The organism is Xanthomonas floridensis (assembly GCF_001642575.1).
GTDB lineage: Bacteria > Pseudomonadota > Gammaproteobacteria > Xanthomonadales > Xanthomonadaceae > Xanthomonas > Xanthomonas floridensis.
Genome location: NZ_LXNG01000001.1, coordinates 100,642 through 118,572, shown reverse-complemented (window position 1 = coordinate 118,572; position 17,931 = coordinate 100,642). Strand labels below are relative to the sequence as shown.

19 protein-coding genes are annotated in these 17,931 nt (G+C 65.9%); 8 read left to right on the top strand and 11 right to left on the bottom strand.

Annotation, left to right across the window (positions count from 1 at the left end; genetic code table 11):
• Positions 1–20: 20 nt before the first annotated feature.
• A complete protein-coding gene (locus tag A7D17_RS00585; RefSeq protein ID WP_064507309.1) occupies positions 21–1,022 on the bottom strand; it encodes a KpsF/GutQ family sugar-phosphate isomerase in 1,002 nt (333 codons plus the stop codon).
• A 54-nt stretch (positions 1,023–1,076) separates the two neighbouring features.
• On the opposite strand from A7D17_RS00585, the gene A7D17_RS00580 reads away from it, so the two are divergent.
• The 3 genes from A7D17_RS00580 to A7D17_RS00570 all read left to right on the top strand — a co-directional run bounded on the left by A7D17_RS00580 (position 1,077) and on the right by A7D17_RS00570 (position 3,152).
• Positions 1,077–1,304, top strand: coding sequence for a BolA family protein (locus A7D17_RS00580; protein ID WP_057679285.1), 228 nt, complete (start codon positions 1,077–1,079; stop codon positions 1,302–1,304).
• A 253-nt stretch (positions 1,305–1,557) separates the two neighbouring features.
• Positions 1,558–2,832 carry a UDP-N-acetylglucosamine 1-carboxyvinyltransferase gene (gene murA / locus A7D17_RS00575; RefSeq protein WP_064507308.1) on the top strand — a complete coding sequence of 425 codons (1,275 nt, stop codon included), beginning with the start codon at positions 1,558–1,560 and terminating at the stop codon, positions 2,830–2,832.
• On the top strand, positions 2,829–3,152 hold the full coding sequence (locus A7D17_RS00570) for a hypothetical protein (protein WP_064507307.1): 324 nt from the start codon (positions 2,829–2,831) through the stop codon (positions 3,150–3,152). The genes murA and A7D17_RS00570 overlap by 4 nt, the downstream gene beginning before the upstream one ends.
• Positions 3,153–3,674: 522 nt before the next feature.
• Here A7D17_RS00570 and A7D17_RS00565 read toward each other — a convergent pair.
• The 6 genes from A7D17_RS00565 to purM all read right to left on the bottom strand — a co-directional run bounded on the left by A7D17_RS00565 (position 3,675) and on the right by purM (position 8,182).
• Positions 3,675–4,358, bottom strand: a complete 684-nt coding sequence (locus A7D17_RS00565; protein WP_064507306.1) for a DUF3108 domain-containing protein — start codon at positions 4,356–4,358, stop codon at positions 3,675–3,677.
• 2 nt (positions 4,359–4,360) lie between these two features.
• Positions 4,361–5,206: a DUF3108 domain-containing protein gene (locus A7D17_RS00560; RefSeq protein ID WP_064507305.1), complete on the bottom strand. Its 846-nt coding sequence runs from the start codon at positions 5,204–5,206 to the stop codon at positions 4,361–4,363.
• A gap of 64 nt (positions 5,207–5,270) precedes the next feature.
• Complete coding sequence (gene purN, locus A7D17_RS00555) at positions 5,271–5,939, bottom strand: phosphoribosylglycinamide formyltransferase (protein ID WP_064507304.1); 669 nt, start codon at positions 5,937–5,939, stop codon at positions 5,271–5,273.
• Positions 5,926–6,543: a DUF2238 domain-containing protein gene (locus A7D17_RS00550; RefSeq protein ID WP_064507303.1), complete on the bottom strand. Its 618-nt coding sequence runs from the start codon at positions 6,541–6,543 to the stop codon at positions 5,926–5,928. The genes purN and A7D17_RS00550 overlap by 14 nt, the downstream gene beginning before the upstream one ends.
• A 22-nt stretch (positions 6,544–6,565) precedes the next feature.
• Positions 6,566–7,036: a hypothetical protein gene (locus A7D17_RS00545; protein ID WP_064507302.1), complete on the bottom strand. Its 471-nt coding sequence runs from the start codon at positions 7,034–7,036 to the stop codon at positions 6,566–6,568.
• Between the two features lie 12 nt (positions 7,037–7,048).
• Complete coding sequence (purM, locus tag A7D17_RS00540) at positions 7,049–8,182, bottom strand: phosphoribosylformylglycinamidine cyclo-ligase (RefSeq protein WP_193395291.1); 1,134 nt, start codon at positions 8,180–8,182, stop codon at positions 7,049–7,051.
• A 22-nt stretch (positions 8,183–8,204) separates the two neighbouring features.
• Between purM and A7D17_RS00535 the strand changes: the two genes are divergently transcribed.
• Genes A7D17_RS00535 through hda form a run of 3 tightly spaced genes read left to right on the top strand, consistent with a single transcriptional unit; the run spans position 8,205 to position 11,175 of the window.
• Positions 8,205–9,317, top strand: a complete 1,113-nt coding sequence (locus tag A7D17_RS00535; protein WP_064507300.1) for a DUF2066 domain-containing protein — start codon at positions 8,205–8,207, stop codon at positions 9,315–9,317.
• Positions 9,314–10,480 (top strand): AI-2E family transporter, encoded by a 1,167-nt coding sequence (locus A7D17_RS00530; protein ID WP_064507299.1) that lies wholly within the window; start codon positions 9,314–9,316, stop codon positions 10,478–10,480. Before A7D17_RS00535 ends, A7D17_RS00530 begins: the two co-directional genes overlap by 4 nt.
• A complete protein-coding gene (gene hda / locus A7D17_RS00525; protein ID WP_064507298.1) occupies positions 10,477–11,175 on the top strand; it encodes a DnaA regulatory inactivator Hda in 699 nt (232 codons plus the stop codon). Before A7D17_RS00530 ends, hda begins: the two co-directional genes overlap by 4 nt.
• 534 nt (positions 11,176–11,709) lie before the next feature.
• On the opposite strand, the gene murU is transcribed toward hda, so the two are convergent.
• From murU to A7D17_RS00500, 4 genes are all read right to left on the bottom strand, one after another.
• Entirely contained in the window at positions 11,710–12,420 is a 711-nt protein-coding gene (murU, locus tag A7D17_RS00520) for an N-acetylmuramate alpha-1-phosphate uridylyltransferase MurU (RefSeq protein ID WP_064507297.1), read from the bottom strand.
• Positions 12,417–13,436 (bottom strand): aminoglycoside phosphotransferase family protein, encoded by a 1,020-nt coding sequence (locus A7D17_RS00515; RefSeq protein ID WP_064507296.1) that lies wholly within the window; start codon positions 13,434–13,436, stop codon positions 12,417–12,419. Before A7D17_RS00515 ends, murU begins: the two co-directional genes overlap by 4 nt.
• A 39-nt stretch (positions 13,437–13,475) precedes the next feature.
• Entirely contained in the window at positions 13,476–13,748 is a 273-nt protein-coding gene (locus A7D17_RS00510) for a GlsB/YeaQ/YmgE family stress response membrane protein (protein WP_064507295.1), read from the bottom strand.
• Positions 13,749–14,465: 717 nt separating this feature from the next.
• Positions 14,466–15,959 carry a M20 family metallopeptidase gene (locus tag A7D17_RS00500; protein WP_064507293.1) on the bottom strand — a complete coding sequence of 498 codons (1,494 nt, stop codon included), beginning with the start codon at positions 15,957–15,959 and terminating at the stop codon, positions 14,466–14,468.
• A 157-nt stretch (positions 15,960–16,116) separates the two neighbouring features.
• Between A7D17_RS00500 and A7D17_RS00495 the strand changes: the two genes are divergently transcribed.
• Both A7D17_RS00495 and A7D17_RS00490 read left to right on the top strand, forming a co-directional pair.
• Complete coding sequence (locus A7D17_RS00495; protein ID WP_323208946.1) at positions 16,117–16,491, top strand: ComEA family DNA-binding protein; 375 nt, start codon at positions 16,117–16,119, stop codon at positions 16,489–16,491.
• A gap of 445 nt (positions 16,492–16,936) precedes the next feature.
• Positions 16,937–17,824, top strand: coding sequence for a HutD/Ves family protein (locus A7D17_RS00490; protein WP_064507292.1), 888 nt, complete (start codon positions 16,937–16,939; stop codon positions 17,822–17,824).
• The last annotated feature ends 107 nt before the right edge of the window (positions 17,825–17,931 follow it).

Here is a 17,931-nt window from a genome sequence, read left to right as displayed (position 1 = left end):
GCGGTTGAAAACTGAACCTGTTAAACCACCTTGGCGCGCAACAGGTCGTGAATGTTCAATGCGCCGACCGCGCGCTGCTGCGCGTCCACCACGATCAAACCGTTGATCTTGTAGTCCTCCATCAGCCGCGCGGCCTCGGCGGCAAGTTGATCGGCGCCGATGGTGCGCGGGTTGCGCGTCATCACCTCGGCGATGCCGGCGCTGCGCACATCGATGTCGCTGTCCAGCGCGCGGCGCAGGTCGCCGTCGGTGAACAGGCCGATCAGGCGGCCGTCATCGTCCACCACCGCGGTCATGCCCAGCCGCTTGCGGCTCATTTCCATCAGCGCTTCGCTGAGGCTGGCGTCTCTGTGTACCCGAGGCAGGTCGTCGCCGGCGTGCATCACGTCGGTAATGTGCAGCAGCAGGCGCCGGCCCAGGCTGCCGGCCGGGTGCGAGCGGGCGAAGTCATCGGCGGTGAAGCCGCGCGCGTCCAGCAGCGCCACCGCCAGCGCATCGCCCATCGCCAGCGAGGCGGTGGTGCTGGAGGTCGGTGCCAGGTGCAACGGGCAGGCTTCGGCGGAGACGCTGACGTCCAGGTGCACGTCGGCGGCCTGGGCCAGGGTGGAACTTGCGCGCCCGGTCATGGCGATGATCGGATTACCCTGGCGCTTGAGCACCGGCAGCAGCATGCGCACCTCGTCCGATTCGCCCGAATACGACAGCGCCAGCACGATGTCGGCCTCGGTGATCATGCCCAGGTCGCCATGGCCGGCCTCGCCGGGGTGCACGAAGAAGGCCGGGGTGCCGGTGGAGGCCAGGGTGGCGGCGATCTTACGCGCGATGTGGCCGGACTTGCCCATGCCGGTGGCGACGACCCGCCCGCGCGAGGCCAGCACCAGCCGGCAGGCCGCGGCGAAGTCGCTGCCGATGCGCGCGCCCACGCTGGCCAGCGCATCCTGCTCGATCTGGAGCACGCGCTGGCCGCTGGCGACCAGGCTGGCGTCGCTGACGGTGGCAGAAGGCAGGTGCGAGACAGCCATGCGGGAACTCGGGTGAAGAGTAGAATGTGCGCTCATTTTATGAGGAAACGCCCTTTGGACGCCGAAACCATCCGTAAACTCATCGAATCCGGCTTGCCCGAAGCCCGCGTCGACGTGCACGGCGACGACGGCGTGCACTTCGAGGCCACCGTGGTCAGCCCGGCCTTTGCCGGCAAGGCCCCGCTGGCGCGGCACCGCATGGTGTACGCCACCCTGGGCGATCTGATGGGCGGGGCGATCCACGCGCTGCAGCTGAAGACCCTGACGCCCGAGGAAGGCTGAGCGCAGCCGCCGCGCTCGCCATCAGGCGGGCCGGGCCGAAAGCGGTGTGCGGGGCAGGGGCGGTAAGCGGTAGGCACCTGCATCGCCTCTGCTGGTGTCGTTCACGCTCACGCAGTGACGGTATCCCGCGCGTCCCGGACCTTGCCTGGCGGCGCTCGATTCCCCGGTTCCATCGCGCGCGGTGCACCACGGTCGATACGTCCCTCACTTCATTCCCCCGACATCCTTCTACTTTCGGATTTCTCAGATTCCCATGGCAAAAATCGTAGTGACCGGCGGCCAAGCGCTGCATGGCGAAGTCAATATTTCCGGCGCCAAGAATGCAGTGCTGCCGATCCTGTGTGCCACCCTGCTGGCCGATGCGCCGGTGGAAATCAGCAACGTGCCGCACCTGCACGACGTGATCACCACGGTGAAACTGCTCAGCGAACTGGGCGCCGAGGTCACCATCGACGAAGGCACCCTGGCCAAGGGCCGCTCGATCCTGGTCGACCCGCGCTCGGTCACCCACCAGGTCGCGCCGTATGAGTTGGTCAAGACGATGCGCGCCTCGATCCTGGTGCTGGGCCCGTTGCTGGCGCGCTACGGCACCGCCGAAGTGTCGCTGCCCGGCGGCTGCGCGATCGGCTCGCGCCCGGTCGACCAGCACATCAAGGGCCTGCAGGCGCTGGGTGCCGAGATCAGCGTGGAAAACGGCTACATCAAGGCCACCAGCAACGGGCGCCTGAAGGGCGGCCGTTACGTGTTCGACATGGTCAGCGTCACCGGCACCGAAAACGTGCTGATGGCCGCCGTGCTCGCCGAAGGCACCACGGTGCTGGAAAACGCGGCGATGGAACCGGAAGTCACCGACCTGGCCGACTGCCTGATCGCGCTCGGTGCGCAGATCGAAGGCGCCGGCACGCCACGCATCGTGGTGCAGGGCGTTGAGCGTCTGGGCGGCGGGCACCATGCGGTGCTGCCGGATCGCATCGAAACCGGCACCTTCCTGGTCGCTGCGGCCATGACCGGCGGCAGCGTCACCGTGCGCCGCGCGCGCCCGGACACCCTGGATGCGGTGCTGGACAAGCTCACCGAAGCCGGCGCGACCATTACCACCACCAGCGATAGCGTCACCCTGGACATGCAGGGCAAGCGCCCGCGTGCGGTCAACCTGACCACCGCACCGTACCCGGCGTTTCCCACCGACATGCAGGCGCAATTCATGGCGCTGAACTGTGTGGCCGATGGCGTAGGCGTGATCAACGAAACGATCTTCGAGAACCGCTTCATGCACGTCAACGAACTGCTGCGCCTGGGCGCTGACATCCAGGTCGAAGGCCATACCGCCATCGTGCGCGGTGCCGAGCGGCTCAGCGGCGCGCCGGTGATGGCCACCGACTTGCGCGCCTCGGCCTCGTTGATCCTGGCCGGGCTGGTCGCCGACGGCGACACCACCATCGATCGCATCTACCACCTGGACCGTGGGTACGAAAACATCGAGGAGAAGCTGGGGGCGCTGGGCGCGACCATCCGGCGCACCGCATGATCCTGCGCGGACGCTTCACCACCCGGCGCAAGATCCTGCTGGGCGTGATCGTGCTGATCCTGGCGTGGCTGGCCTACGCCTGGAGCGTGGGCATGGCCATCACCCAGGGCGTCGAGTTCAAGGACATGGACTGGAACGGCGACGGTACCGCCAGCCGCGACGAGATCGCGCAGTCCTTCTACGCGGTGGCGGTCAAGAAGACCGTCGAGGGCAAGCGCCATTGCGACCTGTTCTATTGGCGCAAGAACGACGAGCAGATCCGCGTGGACTGCCGCACGGTGTTCAGCAGTGGCGATGACAAGGCGGCGGCCAAGCCCTGAGGCGTGATCGGTCGGTGCGGATGGATCAGTCGTAGAGCGGCTGATCTGCGGCTGTGCTGCAAGGCCCTTGCCCGCCCACCATCGCGGGACACGCCGCAAGTACGTTCTTGTTAGACCTTACGCGGCATCCATGCCGCGTAAGGTCTCGCGACGGTGAACGGGCAAGGACCCGTCGAAATGGTCGGTACGCACGATGCAAGCAGTGCGTGAGATGGGTTGTGCGGATAATGGCGTGTCATGTCAGCTTGCCAGCCCACACCGAGCAACACGCAGGCCTTTAATAAAGCGACCGATTAACTCGACTGGCGCGGTGTCCTCACCGATTGCGGGACCGTGTGGCGGCATGGAGGCCGCCACCGAGCCTCCACGGACGGATTCACGGCGTGTCCCGCGAGCGGTGAGGGCATCGCGCCCTCGACGCAGCAAGCGTTTGACGGCACTAAACGACTTGCGAACTGCACTCAATAACTTTACGACCGGAACTATGGTGGCAATCAAGCCTCTGGTCGAAGGTTGGCGAGCTTAGCGCAGGCCCTTGATGGTCAGATCCAGCGCGTCCTGGCCTTTTTCCTTCTGCAGCAGGCGCGCGGGCACCGGCAGGTCCTTGACCACCCAGGCGATCAATTCCTTGTCGCCATCCACGCGCGAGACCTTGGTGGCCTGCTCCTGCTTGCCGTTGACGGTGATGGTTTCCTTGCCGACCACCTTGTAGCTCATCGGCTTGATGCGGCCTTCGTCCACCATGCGGTAGTTGAGCGGTTTGCCGGCGGCCAGGTCGCGGGTGATCGCCAGGTTGATCAGCAGTGCGTCCATGTCGCCGGGCTGCAACTTGACCGGGCCGCGACGGTCCGGCTTGATATCGCCACTCCAGGTCGCCTGACTGGTCTTCCAGTCGTAGTTGGCGGTGACATTGCGGCGCTTGACCATCATCGAGGAGGTATCGTTGCTGCTGACCGGACGCAGCTGGCCGCCGACTTCCTCGAACACCGTGCTCTGGGTGAGGTTGGCCAGCTGGTTCTGGATGGTCAGCGTATAGCGCCACTGGTTGGCGCCGGCGGACGCCAGGGTCATGGTGCCGTTGGCCTGCATGCCCATGTAATTGGCGGAGTAGTCGGCCTGGAATGGCTGGACGGCAAACGCCGGCAGGCTGGCCACGGCCAGTGCAGCGGCGGCGATCAGAGCGCTGGTACGGGGGAGGATGTTCATGGTCAGGTTCCTTGGTATTCGACCAGGCGCAGATCGACCTGATCCTCGTTTTTGTCACGTTGCAGGATGCGCACCGGGGTCGGAACCCCGTTGGCGATCCACAGGATGGTTTCGTTGTCGCCGCTGTTGACGCGGTACACGCGCAACGCGTCGTAACTCAGGTCGCCGACCTGCACCACTTCGGTAGTGTCGGCGGCGCGGTAGTCGTACTTGCGCACCTTGCCCACGTCGACGTAGCGATAGCTCAGGTTGCGGCCGGGTTGCGCATCGCGCATCAGCGACAGGTTCAGGGACAGCGCGCTCTGGTCGCCAGGCTGCAACGGGATCGGTTGCTGGCGTTCCTTCTTCAGATCGCCGTCCCACTGCGCAGTGCCGGCCTGCCAGTTGTACACGCCGGTGACCTTCTTGCCGAAGAACACCGCCTTGCGCACCGTGCTCTGGCTCAACGGCACGTAGGTGCCGCCGTCGACGCGGAACACCGTGCTCTGTTCCAGGTTCAGCCCCAGCATGCTGGCGAAGCCCTTGCGGCCACGCACCGACATGTCGATGCGCCACTGGCTGCCGTCGCCATGGCTGACCTGCATGGTGGCATCGCCCGCTTCCTTGCCACGGTAGAACGCCTGGTAGGTCGCCACGAACGGCTCCAAGGGCGGTGGGGTCCAGGTGCTGGCGGGCAGGGTGGCGGCAGACATCGGTGCTGCCTGGGGCGCGGCAGCCGCTGCAGGCGCCGTCGGCGCTGGTGCAGGGGTCGGCGCAGGCGCAGCGGGAAGCTGCTGCGCGCGGCCGTTATCGGCCGGGGCGAGCAGGGCGGTGGTCAACAGCGCGGTGGCGATTGGAATGACGTTCATGCGCTGATAGGAGGCACGGGGCCGCAAGGATGTCCGAGACAGGATGAGGAAGGCGTATCCGCATTCAGGTCAATGCGGTGTCAGCGGACTCTAGTCGTAGAGGCGTAAACAGGCACTGACCGTCGAGGTGGACCGCGTCGCCGTGGATCTGCATGCGGCCTGCGGCAAGCAGTTCCAGGGTGGCCAACAGGAGCGGGTGTTCGCGCGCCAGCACGCGTGCGGCCAGCTGCTCGGCGCTGTCGCCGGGCAGGACCGGCACGCGGGCCTGCGCGATCACGCTGCCGGCATCCAGCTCCGGCACCACCAGGTGCACGCTGGCACCGTGTTCGGTGTCGCCGGCCTCCAGTGCGCGCGCGTGGGTGTGCAGTCCGCGGTATTTGGGCAGCAGCGACGGGTGGATGTTGAGCATGCGCCCGGCAAAACGGCGCACCAGCGGCTCGCCCAGGATGCGCATGTAGCCGGCGCAGATCACCCAGTCCGGCTGCGCGGCGGCGATGGCATCGCCCAGCGTGGCATCGAAGGCAGCGCGGTCGGCGAAATCGCGCGGGCTGGCACTCCAGCGCAGCGCCTGCTCGACCCTGTGCAGGGCCGGCGCCTGCGATCGATCGGAAAACACCCCGACCACCTCGGCATGCAGGCGCCCGTTGGCGATCGCATCCAGGATGGCCTGCAGGTTGCTGCCGCGCCCGGAGGCCAGCACGGCCAGGCGCAGACGCCGTTCAGTCGCGTGCATTGAACGATATCCTCACCATGGGGTAGACAGCCAGGCTGCCGAGGGTTGCCAGCAACATGTCGGTATGCGCGTCCCAGATGTCGCCCTGCTGGCCGTTGTAGGCTTCGGCCGCCTGCGGCGACAGCAGCAGCGCGATGCCCCATTCGAACCATTCGTAGACCAGGCTGACGCACATGATGGTCATCACCGTCAGCACGAACGCTTGCCGAAACGTCAGGCGTGGCCAGCGCTGCATCGCCAGCTGCGCAATGGCTGGCGTGAAGCACAGCCCGAACAGCAGATGGATCAGCCGATCGAAATGATTGCGTGTCCAGCCGAACGTGGCGCTGGGCGACCAGTGCAGCAGCTGCAGGCTCCATCGCTCATAGGGCACGTTGGAATACAGCCAGCGCGCGCCGATGCAGTGCATGGCGATGAACACGCAGATGGCCACGAATGCACCCGTGCCCAGCGGCCAGCGACGGTCGGCCCACACCAACGCCATCAGCCCCAGAACTGTCAACGAACTGTGTAGCGCCTGTTCCACCGGCCACAGCGGTGAGATCCAGCTCACCGAAAAGACCGCGACCGTGATGAGCAATGCCGCCAGCTTGGGGCGGCGCAACGCGGGTGTGCTCACATCGATCTCAGGCGGCGGGTGCGGCGACGCCGAACAATGCCTTGACCTGCGGACGCAGCAGCACCACCAGCGTAAACACACCGACGACGGTGCCGAACGGCATGAACGTGCAGGAGATGCCGGCTACGATCAGGCACAACAGATGCCGCCTGCGCTGGGCGATGCAACGGCCGGCGTAGGCAATGAACCCTGCCAGCGTCAGGCCGCAGCAGATAAACGCTGCCGCGAACACCACGAAAAACCAGCCGAACCAGCGCGGGTCCATTGGCGGCGCGTCCGGGCTGGTGCTCTCCATGGGCAGATGGCCGGTCACGATGGCAAGGCCCATGAACAGATGGATCAACGGAAACAACGAAAACAGCCCGGTGATGCCGGCCAGTACGTAGTGAAAGATCGACAGCAGCTTGAGCTGCTGCAGATCTTCGGCGCTGGCAGCTGCAGCGGTAGTGGAAGGGTTGGCGATCGGGGACGCGTCCATGCAGGTCTTCTCTCAGCCGATCCGCACGCGTTCGTCGCCCTGCGCGCTGACCACCTGGCCGATGCGCCAGTGCGCCAACGACTGCGCATCCAGCGCCTGCTCCAGCGTGGCGGCCTGCTCGGGCGAGGCAATCAGTACGAAGCCGATGCCGCAATTGAAGGTGCGCCACATTTCGGCATCGGCCACCGCGCCCTCGCGCTGCAGCCAGGCGAAGACCGGCGGCAGCGTCCAGGCGGTGGCGTCGATGTCCAGGCCCAGTCCGTCCGGAACGACGCGGATGATGTTTTCGGTCAACCCGCCGCCAGTGATGTGGGCCATGGCGTGGATCGCCTCACCGTGCGCCTTGAGCAGGGCCAGCACCGGCTTGACGTACAGCGCGGTCGGCGCCATCAGTGCGTCGATCAGCTTGCTGCCATCGTCCAGCACATGCTCGGCCGGGGCGCCGGCACGCGCGTAGATCTTGCGGATCAACGAATAGCCATTGGAATGCGGGCCGGACGAAGCGATGCCGATCAGCACGTCGCCGGCGCGCACCTGCGCGCCATCCAGCAGCTGCGATTTTTCCACCGCACCCACGGTGAAGCCGGCCAGGTCGTATTCGCCCGGCGGGTACATGTCCGGCATTTCGGCAGTTTCGCCACCGATCAGTGCGCAACCGGAAAGTTCGCAGCCACGCGCGATGCCGCCCACCACCGCCGCGGCGGTGTCCACGTCCAGCTTGCCGGTGGCGAAGTAATCCAGGAAGAACAGCGGCTCGGCGCCCTGCACCAGCACGTCGTTGACGCACATGCCCACCAGATCGATACCGATGGTGTCGTGCCGGCCCAGCTGCTGCGCCAGCTTGAGCTTGGTGCCTACGCCGTCGGTGCCGGACACCAGCACCGGCTCCTTGTACTTGCCCGACAGGTCGAACAAGGCCCCGAAACCGCCCAGGCCGCCCATCACCTCTGGCCGGAAGCTGCGCTTGACCAGTGGCTTGATGCGTTCGACCAGGGCATTGCCGGCATCGATGTCGACACCCGCATCACGGTAGGTCATGGGCGAGGGAGTGGAAGGCGTTGGGCTGGTCACGGGCGTGGGTGGCTCGGCAGTAAAGGCGGCGATTTTAACAGCCACGTTGGCGCTAGCGCCCCATTCGGGCAACAATTCACCCGGATACGCTTACGCCATGGAACCGTCGATGCGCCGCAGTCTCGCTTTCTTTCTCGCCCTCGTGGTCGCCATGCCTGTCGTTCCGGCCTTTGCGCAGGCAGACCTGCGTACCGAAGGCGATGTTGCCAAGGCGCAGAGCGCCTACGATGCCGAAGTGCCGGTCAACAGCCAGAGCGAGTCCGATCGCCCCGGTGCCCTGGCGCGCGCGCTGGGTGCCGTGCTGGGCAAGGTCTCCGGCGATCGCAGCGTCATGAGCCGCCCCGGCGTGCCGCAGGCGCTGCGTAACGCACCCAACTACGTCGAACACTACGACTACCGCCAGGACCAAGGCACCTCGCGCACTGGCGCGCCCACCTTCCGCACGACCCTGGTTGCACGGTTCCGGCAATCCGACGTAGATGGCCTGATCGCCGCGCTGGGCTTGCCGGTGTGGCCGTTGCCGCGCCCCAAGCCGGTGCTGTGGCTGGCCATCGACGATGGCAGCGGCCCGCGCCTGGTCGGCGTGGCCCAGGCCAACGCTGCACGCAGCGTGCTCGACCGCGCCATCGAGCGCGGCTACCGGCTCGGCCTGCCAGGCGGTGCGGCGGCCGAGCAGGCGCTGGCCGGTGCGATCTGGCGCAAGGACACCGCTGCGGTGTCGCGCGCCTCGGCCAAGTACAGCCCGCCGATGCAGCTGATCGGCAAGCTCTACCGCAGCGGGGCCGGCTGGACCGCCGATTGGGTATTCGTGGACAACGGCAATGTGCTGTCCAGCTGGACCAGCAGCGATGGCGATGCGCGCCGCGCGATGGCCGCCGGCGCCGATGGCGCCGCCGACGCACTGGTCAAGCGCTACGCCAAGCGGGTGGATTCGGGCGTGCCGGGCGTCTATCGCGCAGTGATCACCGGCATCCACAGCGCCGACGATTACCTGCGGGTTGCCGCTGCGCTGCAGGGCGTGTCGGTGGTGCGCAGCATCCGTCCGGTCAGCGCCAATGGCGATCGCATGGAAGTGGACCTGGAATTGCTCACGGGCATTTCCGGGCTCAACCGTATGCTCGGCGACAATAGTCCCCTGGTCTCGGTATCGGTCCCGACCGAGGGCCCGATCATCCTCGACAACGAGCACGCCGAGTACCGCCTGAAATGACCCTGACTCCCGAAGCCGAAATCGCCATCTTCCTGCGTCGCCTCAAATGGGCGGCGGTGATCGTCGGCGTGCTGTGGGTGGTCTCGCTGCTGGCGCCGATCCTGACCCCGTTCGTGTTGGCGCTGCTGCTGGCCTGGCTGGGTGACCCACTGGTGGATCGCATCGAACGTGCCGGGCGCTCGCGCAACATGGCGGTGGCGCTGGTGTTCGTGCTGGCGACACTGCTGTTCGTGCTGGCGCTGATGATCCTGGTACCGATGATCGAACGCCAGATCATGACCCTGATCGACGCCTTGCCGCAGATGCGTAATTGGGCGATCGGCACCGCCATTCCCTGGCTGGAGGCTAAAACCGGCGTGCAACTGATGGCGTGGCTGGACCCGGAGCGCCTGATCGACTGGATCCGCAGCCACTGGGAGCAGGCCGGCGGTGCTGCCAAGACCTTCTTCGGCTACGTGTCGCGCTCGGGCTTTGCGATGGTGACCTGGGTGATCAACCTGGCGCTGCTGCCGATCCTGGCGTTTTACTTCCTGCGCGACTGGGACCGGCTGGTGGAGCGGGTGGCGGCGGTCATTCCGCGTGCCTACATCGGCACCGTGAGCCGGCTGGCGCTGGAGTCCAACGACGTGCTCGGCGGCTTCATCCGCGGCCAGTTCCTGGTGATGCTGGCGCTGGGGGCGATCTATGCCACCGGCCTGTCCATCATCGGGCTCAATCTGGGGTTGTTGATCGGCATCATCGCCGGCTTCATCAGCTTCATCCCATACCTGGGCGCCACCACCGGCATCGTGCTCGCGCTGCTGGCAGCCATCGTGCAGGCGCAGGGGCTGGACCTGAAGCTGCTGATCGGCGTGGGCGTGGTGTTCACCGTTGGCCAGTTGCTGGAAAGCTACGTGCTCACCCCGCGCATCGTTGGCGACAAGATTGGCCTGCATCCGGTGGCGGTGATCTTCGCGGTGATGGCCGGCGGCCAGTTGTTCGGCTTTCTGGGCATGCTGCTGGCGCTGCCGGTGGCCGCGGTGGCCAACGTATTGCTGCGCTATGCGCACGAGCAATACACCCAAAGCGATCTGTACGCGGGCGAGCGGGCCGGCATCGTGCTGCAGTCCACGCCCGAACGCAGCGTCATCATCGACCCGACCAAGGACGCAGATCGGTTGTGAGCGTTCCGCAGTTGCCGCTGGCGTTGCGCGCGCCGCCCGACCAGCGCTTCGACAGTTATATCGCCGCGCCCGAGGGCCTGCTCGCCCAGTTGCAGGCCCTGGCCTCCGGGCAGGTGGGCGATTGGCTCTACCTGGCCGGTCCTGCCGGCACTGGCAAGACCCACCTGGCCCTGGCGATGTGCGCGGCGGCCGAACAGGCCGGGCGCACGCCGGCGTACCTGCCGCTGCAGGCTGCTGCCGGCCGCCTGCGCGATGCGCTTGAAGCATTGGAAGGGCGCAGCCTGGTGGCGCTGGACGGTGTAGACAGCATCGCCGGGCAACGCGACGACGAAGTTGCCCTGTTCGATTTCCACAACCGTGCACGTGCGGCCGGCAGTACCTTGCTCTATACCGCCCGGCAGATGCCCGATGGGGTGGCGCTGGTGCTCCCCGACCTGCGGTCGCGGCTGTCGCAGTGCATCCGCATCGGATTACCGGTGCTCGACGACGCGGCACGCGCGGCGGTGCTGCGCGATCGGGCGCAGCGACGCGGTCTTGCGCTGGACGACGCGGCGATCGACTGGCTGCTCACCCACAGCGAGCGCGAACTGGCCGGCCTGGTGGCCTTGCTGGATCGGCTGGATCGCGAGTCGCTTGCGGCCAAGCGCCGCATCACCGTGCCGTTTCTGCGGCGTGTGCTGATGGAAGCGGGATAGGGCGCCCAAGATCCGGGACCCGCTGGACGTTGCACTGGACGCGGCGCTGCTGCTCGGTGGCGCGCAGTGCATGCCTGGTGCTAGCCGCCAGGCAGCAGACCGTAGCCATTACGCGTTTGGTTTTCCGCGGCAAGAATCCCGGGCTCGGCACGTCCGACGCCGGCACCAGCCTCGTGGTCTGCTCGCGCGATTCGGATACGGTTCGCCACGCGAAGAAAACGTCGAGGGTGGTTCGACGAGTCCTGGCGAGCGAAAACCCAGCTAACAGGACGACTGCGCGGCCGTCAGGCCGGCGCGGCTCGAGATCAGAATCGGAATGGACATTCGTCCTCTGGTTCTGGGCGCGCAGTCCACCCAACGCCACGTTCTATCAGCGGCTCTTGGTTACACGGCCCATCTAACGCTGGGAACAGCGATTTTTTTGCATCTTGGGAGTTGGTGCCTTGCGGCGGGGCCAACCGGCGAGATACAAGCGCAGGCACTTAGCTCACGCGCCAAGCTCACGCGCCAGGTCTAAGCGCCAGGTGCTTGCGATTACCGCGTGCCAGCTCCCAACTGCTCGTCCAGTTCTGCCAGCCGCTGTGGCGTCCCCACATCGGTCCAGCGGCCGCCGTGATAAAGACCATCGACCAGACCCTGTGCCATCTGCGCGCGCAGGATCGGCGCCAAAGCGAACCGTGGCGCCGCGCCGGCCTGCTCAGGCAATGGCCCGATCACCGATTGCCAGTCACCCAGCAGTGCCGGCAGGTACATACCGATACCGGCGTACGTGTGGGTTGCTGGCAGATCGGCGCGCACCTTGCCGTCGGCCTCCAGGGCAAAGTCGGGGTGGGCCGCATAGGCAGGCTTGTCGACCAGCACCAACTGCGCCAGCCCGGCTGGTTCGTCGGACAGGCGCGCAAAATCGAAGTCGCTCCAGATATCGCCGTTCACCAGCAGGAACGGCGCATCGCCCAGCAGCGGCAACGCATGCAGCATGCCGCCGCCGGTCTCCAGTGGTGTGGCGCCTTCGAAGGAATAGGTCAGGCGCAGGCCGAACGCACTGCCGTCTCCCAACACCTGCGGAAATTGCTCGGCCAGCCAGGAGGTATTGATCACCACCTCGGCCACGCCCAGTGCGGCGAGTTTGTGCAGGTGCCAGACGATCAGCGGTGTGCCACCGACCGACAGCAAGGGCTTGGGTGTGCGCTCGGTCAGCGGACGCATGCGCTCGCCGAATCCTGCGGCAAAGATCAGCGCCTTCATGGCGTGGCCTGCGACGTCCGCGCGGCCAGGGCGGGCTTGATCACCTCGTCCAGGATGCCGATCAATGGTGCCAGCTCGGCGTAGCGCGGCAGCACCTCATCCAGGTAGGCGATGAAGCGCGGCACGTTGTCCAGATACCAGTGCTTGCCATCGCGATGGCTCAGGCGCGAGAAGATGCCCAGATTCTTCAGGTGCCGCTGCACGCCCATCCAGTCCGCATCGCGCAGGAACTGCGCCAGTGGCGGAACCGGCAATCCGGCCGCAATAGCGCGCGCGTGGTAACGCTCCAGCCAGCCGTCCACGCGGGCGATGGGCCAGCTCACCGAGGTGTCCTTGAACAGGCTGATCGGATCGTAGGCGATCGGGCCGATTACGCAGTCCTGGAAATCCAGCACCGCCGGGCCATCGGATACCGGCATCAGGTTGCGCGGCATGAAATCGCGATGGGTGAACACGCGTGGCTGCGCCAGCGCGTTGTCCATCAGGCGGCGCTGCACCAGCTGCAACTGCTCAGCATGCGCGCAACTCAGCTGCACGCCCAGGTGGTGGCCCAGGAACCATTCCTCGAACAATCCGGCATCGCGTTGCAGCAAGGCCTCGCCGAAGCTGCCGCTCTCGGCGGGCGGCGGAATGCGCTGCAGCAACAGCAGTTGCGCGATTGCCTGGTCCAGCAGTGCGTCGGCATTGGCCTCGGTGAGCACCTGTGCCAACGTCGGCACGCCAAGGTCTTCCAGCAGCAGGAAGCCGGTCTGCAGATCCTGCGCAAGCACCTGCGGTACGCGCACGCCATGCGCATCCAGCAAGGCCTGCATCCGCAGCCACGGCGCCACGTTTTCCAGCTCCGGCGGCGCATCCATCAGGATGCGATCCGCGCCGCGCCCGTGGGTGCGCCAATAGCTGCGAAACCCCGCGTCGACCGACGCGCGGTGCAGGCTGGCATGCGGATCGTCGAGCGCGTGGCGCGCCCATTGCAGGCGAAGCGCGTCGCGCGCGGTCTCTGAAGGCGAAGACGTCATGGTTCGTTGCTGAGTAGTGAAGTGATGGACACGCGGCGCTCAGCGCTTGCTGCCGCTGAACAGCCGCAGCAGCGCAAGGATGGCGATGGCGCCGAGCAGCGCGCCCAGAAATCCGGCGGGTTCGCCTGGGCGGTACCACCCCATGTACCGGCCGAACCAGCTCGCCACCACCGCACCGGCAATGCCCAGCACGATGGTCAGCAGGCACCCCAGACGCTGCGTGCCGGGCGTGATGAAACGTGCCAGCAACCCGACCACAAATCCGACGAGCAGGACGTAGAGCCAGCTGTCGCTACCAAACAATGTGTTCATCGCAGCACCAGAGCGAACGGGATCGGCAGACTAGCATTTCGGATGCCTACCACCCGCGCTGCGCGCCCAATGCTGGCGACCTTGATAAGGCACTCGCTGCAAGCTGTGGTCCGCGCCGCACGGCACCAGCGACGCCGCAGGGAAGGCGCCACCTCCTTTACGGCGTTACCACTGGTTCGGCGGTGACCGCCCGGGCTCCAGCATTCAGCAGATGGGCGGTACGACGGCAACATTGCCTATGCAGGGCAAAGGAAGGCGGGGAGCCATTGCAGGCTGCCTGGAGGCGGCGCCGGCCGCCGACGCCCAGCCAATACCGGTGATCTACCCGAGCCTGCGGTGGCGGCTGTTCACCAGCCACGTGCATACGGAACAACGGCGCACGCGAGGCAACGAATGGAGTGCCGACAGTGAGTCCCTCATCCGGCAGGGCGACACTTGAACTCCTTCCAGACAGGGCGACACCGAACACACCGCCAATGCGATAAGCGCTATCTGCACTCAGCGAGACAGGACGGCGATGGCCGCCCGGAAGACGACGGCAAATCGGACAAACAGCCAAACACCGACCACAAGCCGCTCTCCCGCCGGGACAGGGGTTGGGGTGAGGGTACGGCCGCCAGCCAATCCAAGCCCAACGACCTCTCACCCAAGCCCCGAACAACACAGCTCAATCGATGACCCTCGCACCCAACCGCATGCAAGGCCCAACCCCGGGACTCAGCAGCAGCCGTGCCCACCATGCCGGGTGCCGCTATCGGCAGCCACCGGCGAGCCGCTGGTTTCCCCGCGCAGGCAGGCGGCGTGATGCTCGGCGATCACCTTCGAGACGCAGGCCGTCACCCGCTTGCCCATCGGGATGTGCAGGAACTCGTTCGGCCCATGCGCATTGGAATGCGGCCCCAGCACGCCGGTGATCATGAACTGCGCGCCCGGGAACTTCTCGCCGAGCATGCCCATGAACGGGATCGAGCCGCCTTCGCCCATGTACATCGCCGGTTTGGCGAAGAACGCCTGACTGGCGTCGTCGATGGCCTTTGTCAGCCACGGGGCCATCTCCGGCGCATTCCACCCGGACGAGGCCTTTTCCAGCTCCAGGCTCACCTGTGCGCCATTGGGTGGGTCGCGCAGCAGAGCAGCCTTGAGCAGTTCGCCGCAAGCCTTGCCGTCCGCCGTCGGCGGCAACCGCAGCGAGAGCTTCACCGCGGTGTGCGGGCGCAGCACGTTGCCAGCCGAGGCCAGCGGCGGCATGCCATCCACCCCGGTGATCGACAGCGCCGGCCGCCAGGTCCGGTTCAACACCAGCTCGGTCAGATCCTCGTGCATCGGTACCAACCCATCGACCATCGGGAACTTGTCGAAGATCGCGGTATCCAGCGTCGCGGCGGCCGCCTTGGCCTGGGTCAGCCGCTCGGCGGGCACCTCCACATGCAGGCCGTCGAGCAGGATGCGGCCGGTGGCTTCGTCTTCGATGCGCGACAGCAGCTGGCGCAGCAGGCGGAAGCTGGACGGCACCACGCCGGAGGCATCGCCGGAATGCACGCCTTCTTCCAGCACCTTCACGCTCAGGTTGCCGCCGGTCAGGCCGCGCAACGAGGTGGTGCACCACAGCTGCTCATAGTTGCCGCAGCCCGAATCCAGGCAGACCACCAGCGACGGCTTGCCGATGCGCTGGGCCAGATGATCTACATAGGCCGGCAAATCATAGCTGCCGGACTCTTCGCAGGCCTCGATCAGCACCACGCAACGCGCATGCGGCAGGCCCTGGGTACGCAGCGCCAGGATCGCGGCCAGCGAACCGAAGATCGCGTAGCCATCGTCGGCGCCACCGCGGCCGTACAACTTGTCCTCGCGCAACACCGGCTCCCAGGGGCCGAGGTCGGCATCCCAGCCGGTCATCTCCGGCTGCTTGTCCAGATGCCCGTACAACAGCACGGTGTCGTCACCGGATTCGGCGCCGGTAGCCGGGATCTCGATGAAGATCAACGGCGTGCGGCCTTCCAGGCGCACCACCTCGACCTGCATGCCGTCGATGGCCTGCGCCCGCGCCCAGGTTTCCATCAGGGTCACGGCCTGCTCCATGTAGCCATTGGCCACCCAGTCGGCGTCGAACATCGGCGACTTGTTGGGGATACGGATGTAATCGACCAGTTGCGGGACGATCTCGCGGTCCCAGGTGTCGCTGATGAATTGGTCGATCTTGGCGCTGTCCATGGAGGCTCCGAATGCGTGACGTAGCAGCACATTCTACGCCGGTGACATGGGGTAGGGATTTCCCTACAAGGCGGCGCGCAGTTCACCGGCTGTGTGAAAAGTTCGTTGGCGATAGGATTGCTGCATGTGGCGCGGGACACTGGCTCCGCCGGCAGGAATGCTGGCTAGGACCATCACCCAAGCCACAAGGAGCGTTGCAATGAAGTCATTTACCGTAGTCCTGAAGTCCCTGCTACTGGCGTTGTTGTTGTCCTCGAATGCGTACGCGCTTGAAAAGGTCGATATCAATACCGCGTCTGCTGAGGAATTGGACAAGGCGCTGACGAATGTCGGGCGATCAAAAGCCGAGGCAATCGTCGAGCACCGTCAGGCAAACGGTCCCTTCAAGAGTGCCGAGGAACTGGCACTGGTCAAGGGCATCGGACTCAAGACGGTCGAACGGAATCGCGACCTGATCGAAGTAGGAGCCACGATGGCTCCTGCCAAGAAGGCTGCCAAGGGGGCGGCGGTGAAACCGGTGGGACGGCGTTAAGGGGAAGGGATCCGAGATACGGTTCGACGCGAGGATGCGTGGCCGCAACCTAACTGGACAGGATGTCTGGGGGATGGCTGGAAGCCGACAAGGACGTGGAATCGCCCGGTGTTGCACTTGGATGTGCAGCCGGGCGTTTTTCGTTGGGCGGATCTGGGCCGGGCCCAGCGCAATGCTGCCGTGGTGGAAGGCACGACAAGGCGCATGGACAGTGGCGCTTGAAATCTGCCCACGCAAGATGTCGATGCGCTGCGGACGCTTTCGCCTCCATGCTGCTGCAGCCGCGTGGATTCTGATGGCATGGCAGTGTTGAATGCTCGTGCAAACGGCAAACGGCAAACGGCAAACGGCAAACGGCAAACGGCAAACGGCAAACGGCAAACGGCAGCGTGCACGTAGCCGGGGCAGACCGCGCTAGGTATGGCGCTTCGGGCACAATGCGCCGATGCAGCTAACAGACCTGAGCAGCCGGGTGATTCCGGCCACCGACTACCGCCGCGAGCGGTGGCGCAACCAATTGGGCTGGACGCGCGCGATCCTGCGTCTGGGCGACGCGGAGGAATGGGCATTGCGCCTGTCGATCGCCGAGATCGAGCAGGATGCCGCGTTCTCCGCATTTCCTGGCATCGATCGTGAACTGGTGCTGCTGCGGGGCAATGGCATGCGTCTGCAGTTCGGCAATGGCGCTGGCAATGTAGATGTCGATGCCCATACCAGCGTCAGGGCCGGCGTCGACGCTGATGTCGATGCTGACACCGACACCGACACCGACACCGACACCGCCTCCAACTCCAACTCCAACTCCAACTCCAACTCCAATTCCAGCACCGACACCGACACCGACACCGATACTGGTTCAGGTGACGGGAAAAGGGGTCGTCCGGATGCAACTGGCGCAGCGAGTGTCGGCCAACATGCTGACGCCGGTGGACTATTGAGCGGCGCTGAGCATCTTCTCGCAAGCCCTGCGTGCGTTGGGCGTTTCGTCGATTTAATGCCGCCCTATCAACGCGTGCGATTTGCCGGCGAAGATGCGGTAAGCGCGGTGCTGCTGGATGGGCCGACGCAGGATTTCAATCTGATGTGGCGGCGCGATGTGCTGCAGGCCGAGCTGCTGCATCGGCCGTTGGTCGGCACCATGCTGTTCTTCGCCGACCCGGGCAGTGCCTGGGCGATTCATCTGCTCGCCGGGCAGGCCAGCTTCGGGCGCGAGAGTGGCTTGCCGGCCCTGGCGGCCGGCGATACTGCCTGGTTGAGTGCGTCGACGCGTACCCGTTACGTGCTGGATGGCGGCGGTGAATTGCTGGCGATCCGGGTTAGAGCGACTGAATAAAGCGTAGCGCGCCGTCGTCGTGGGTGCAGACGGCGCTCGGTAGCCGACGCGCAGGCATGGTGGTGAGAAGTCCGAATGCCGGCCGTGCACACCTGGCGCGCCGCGCA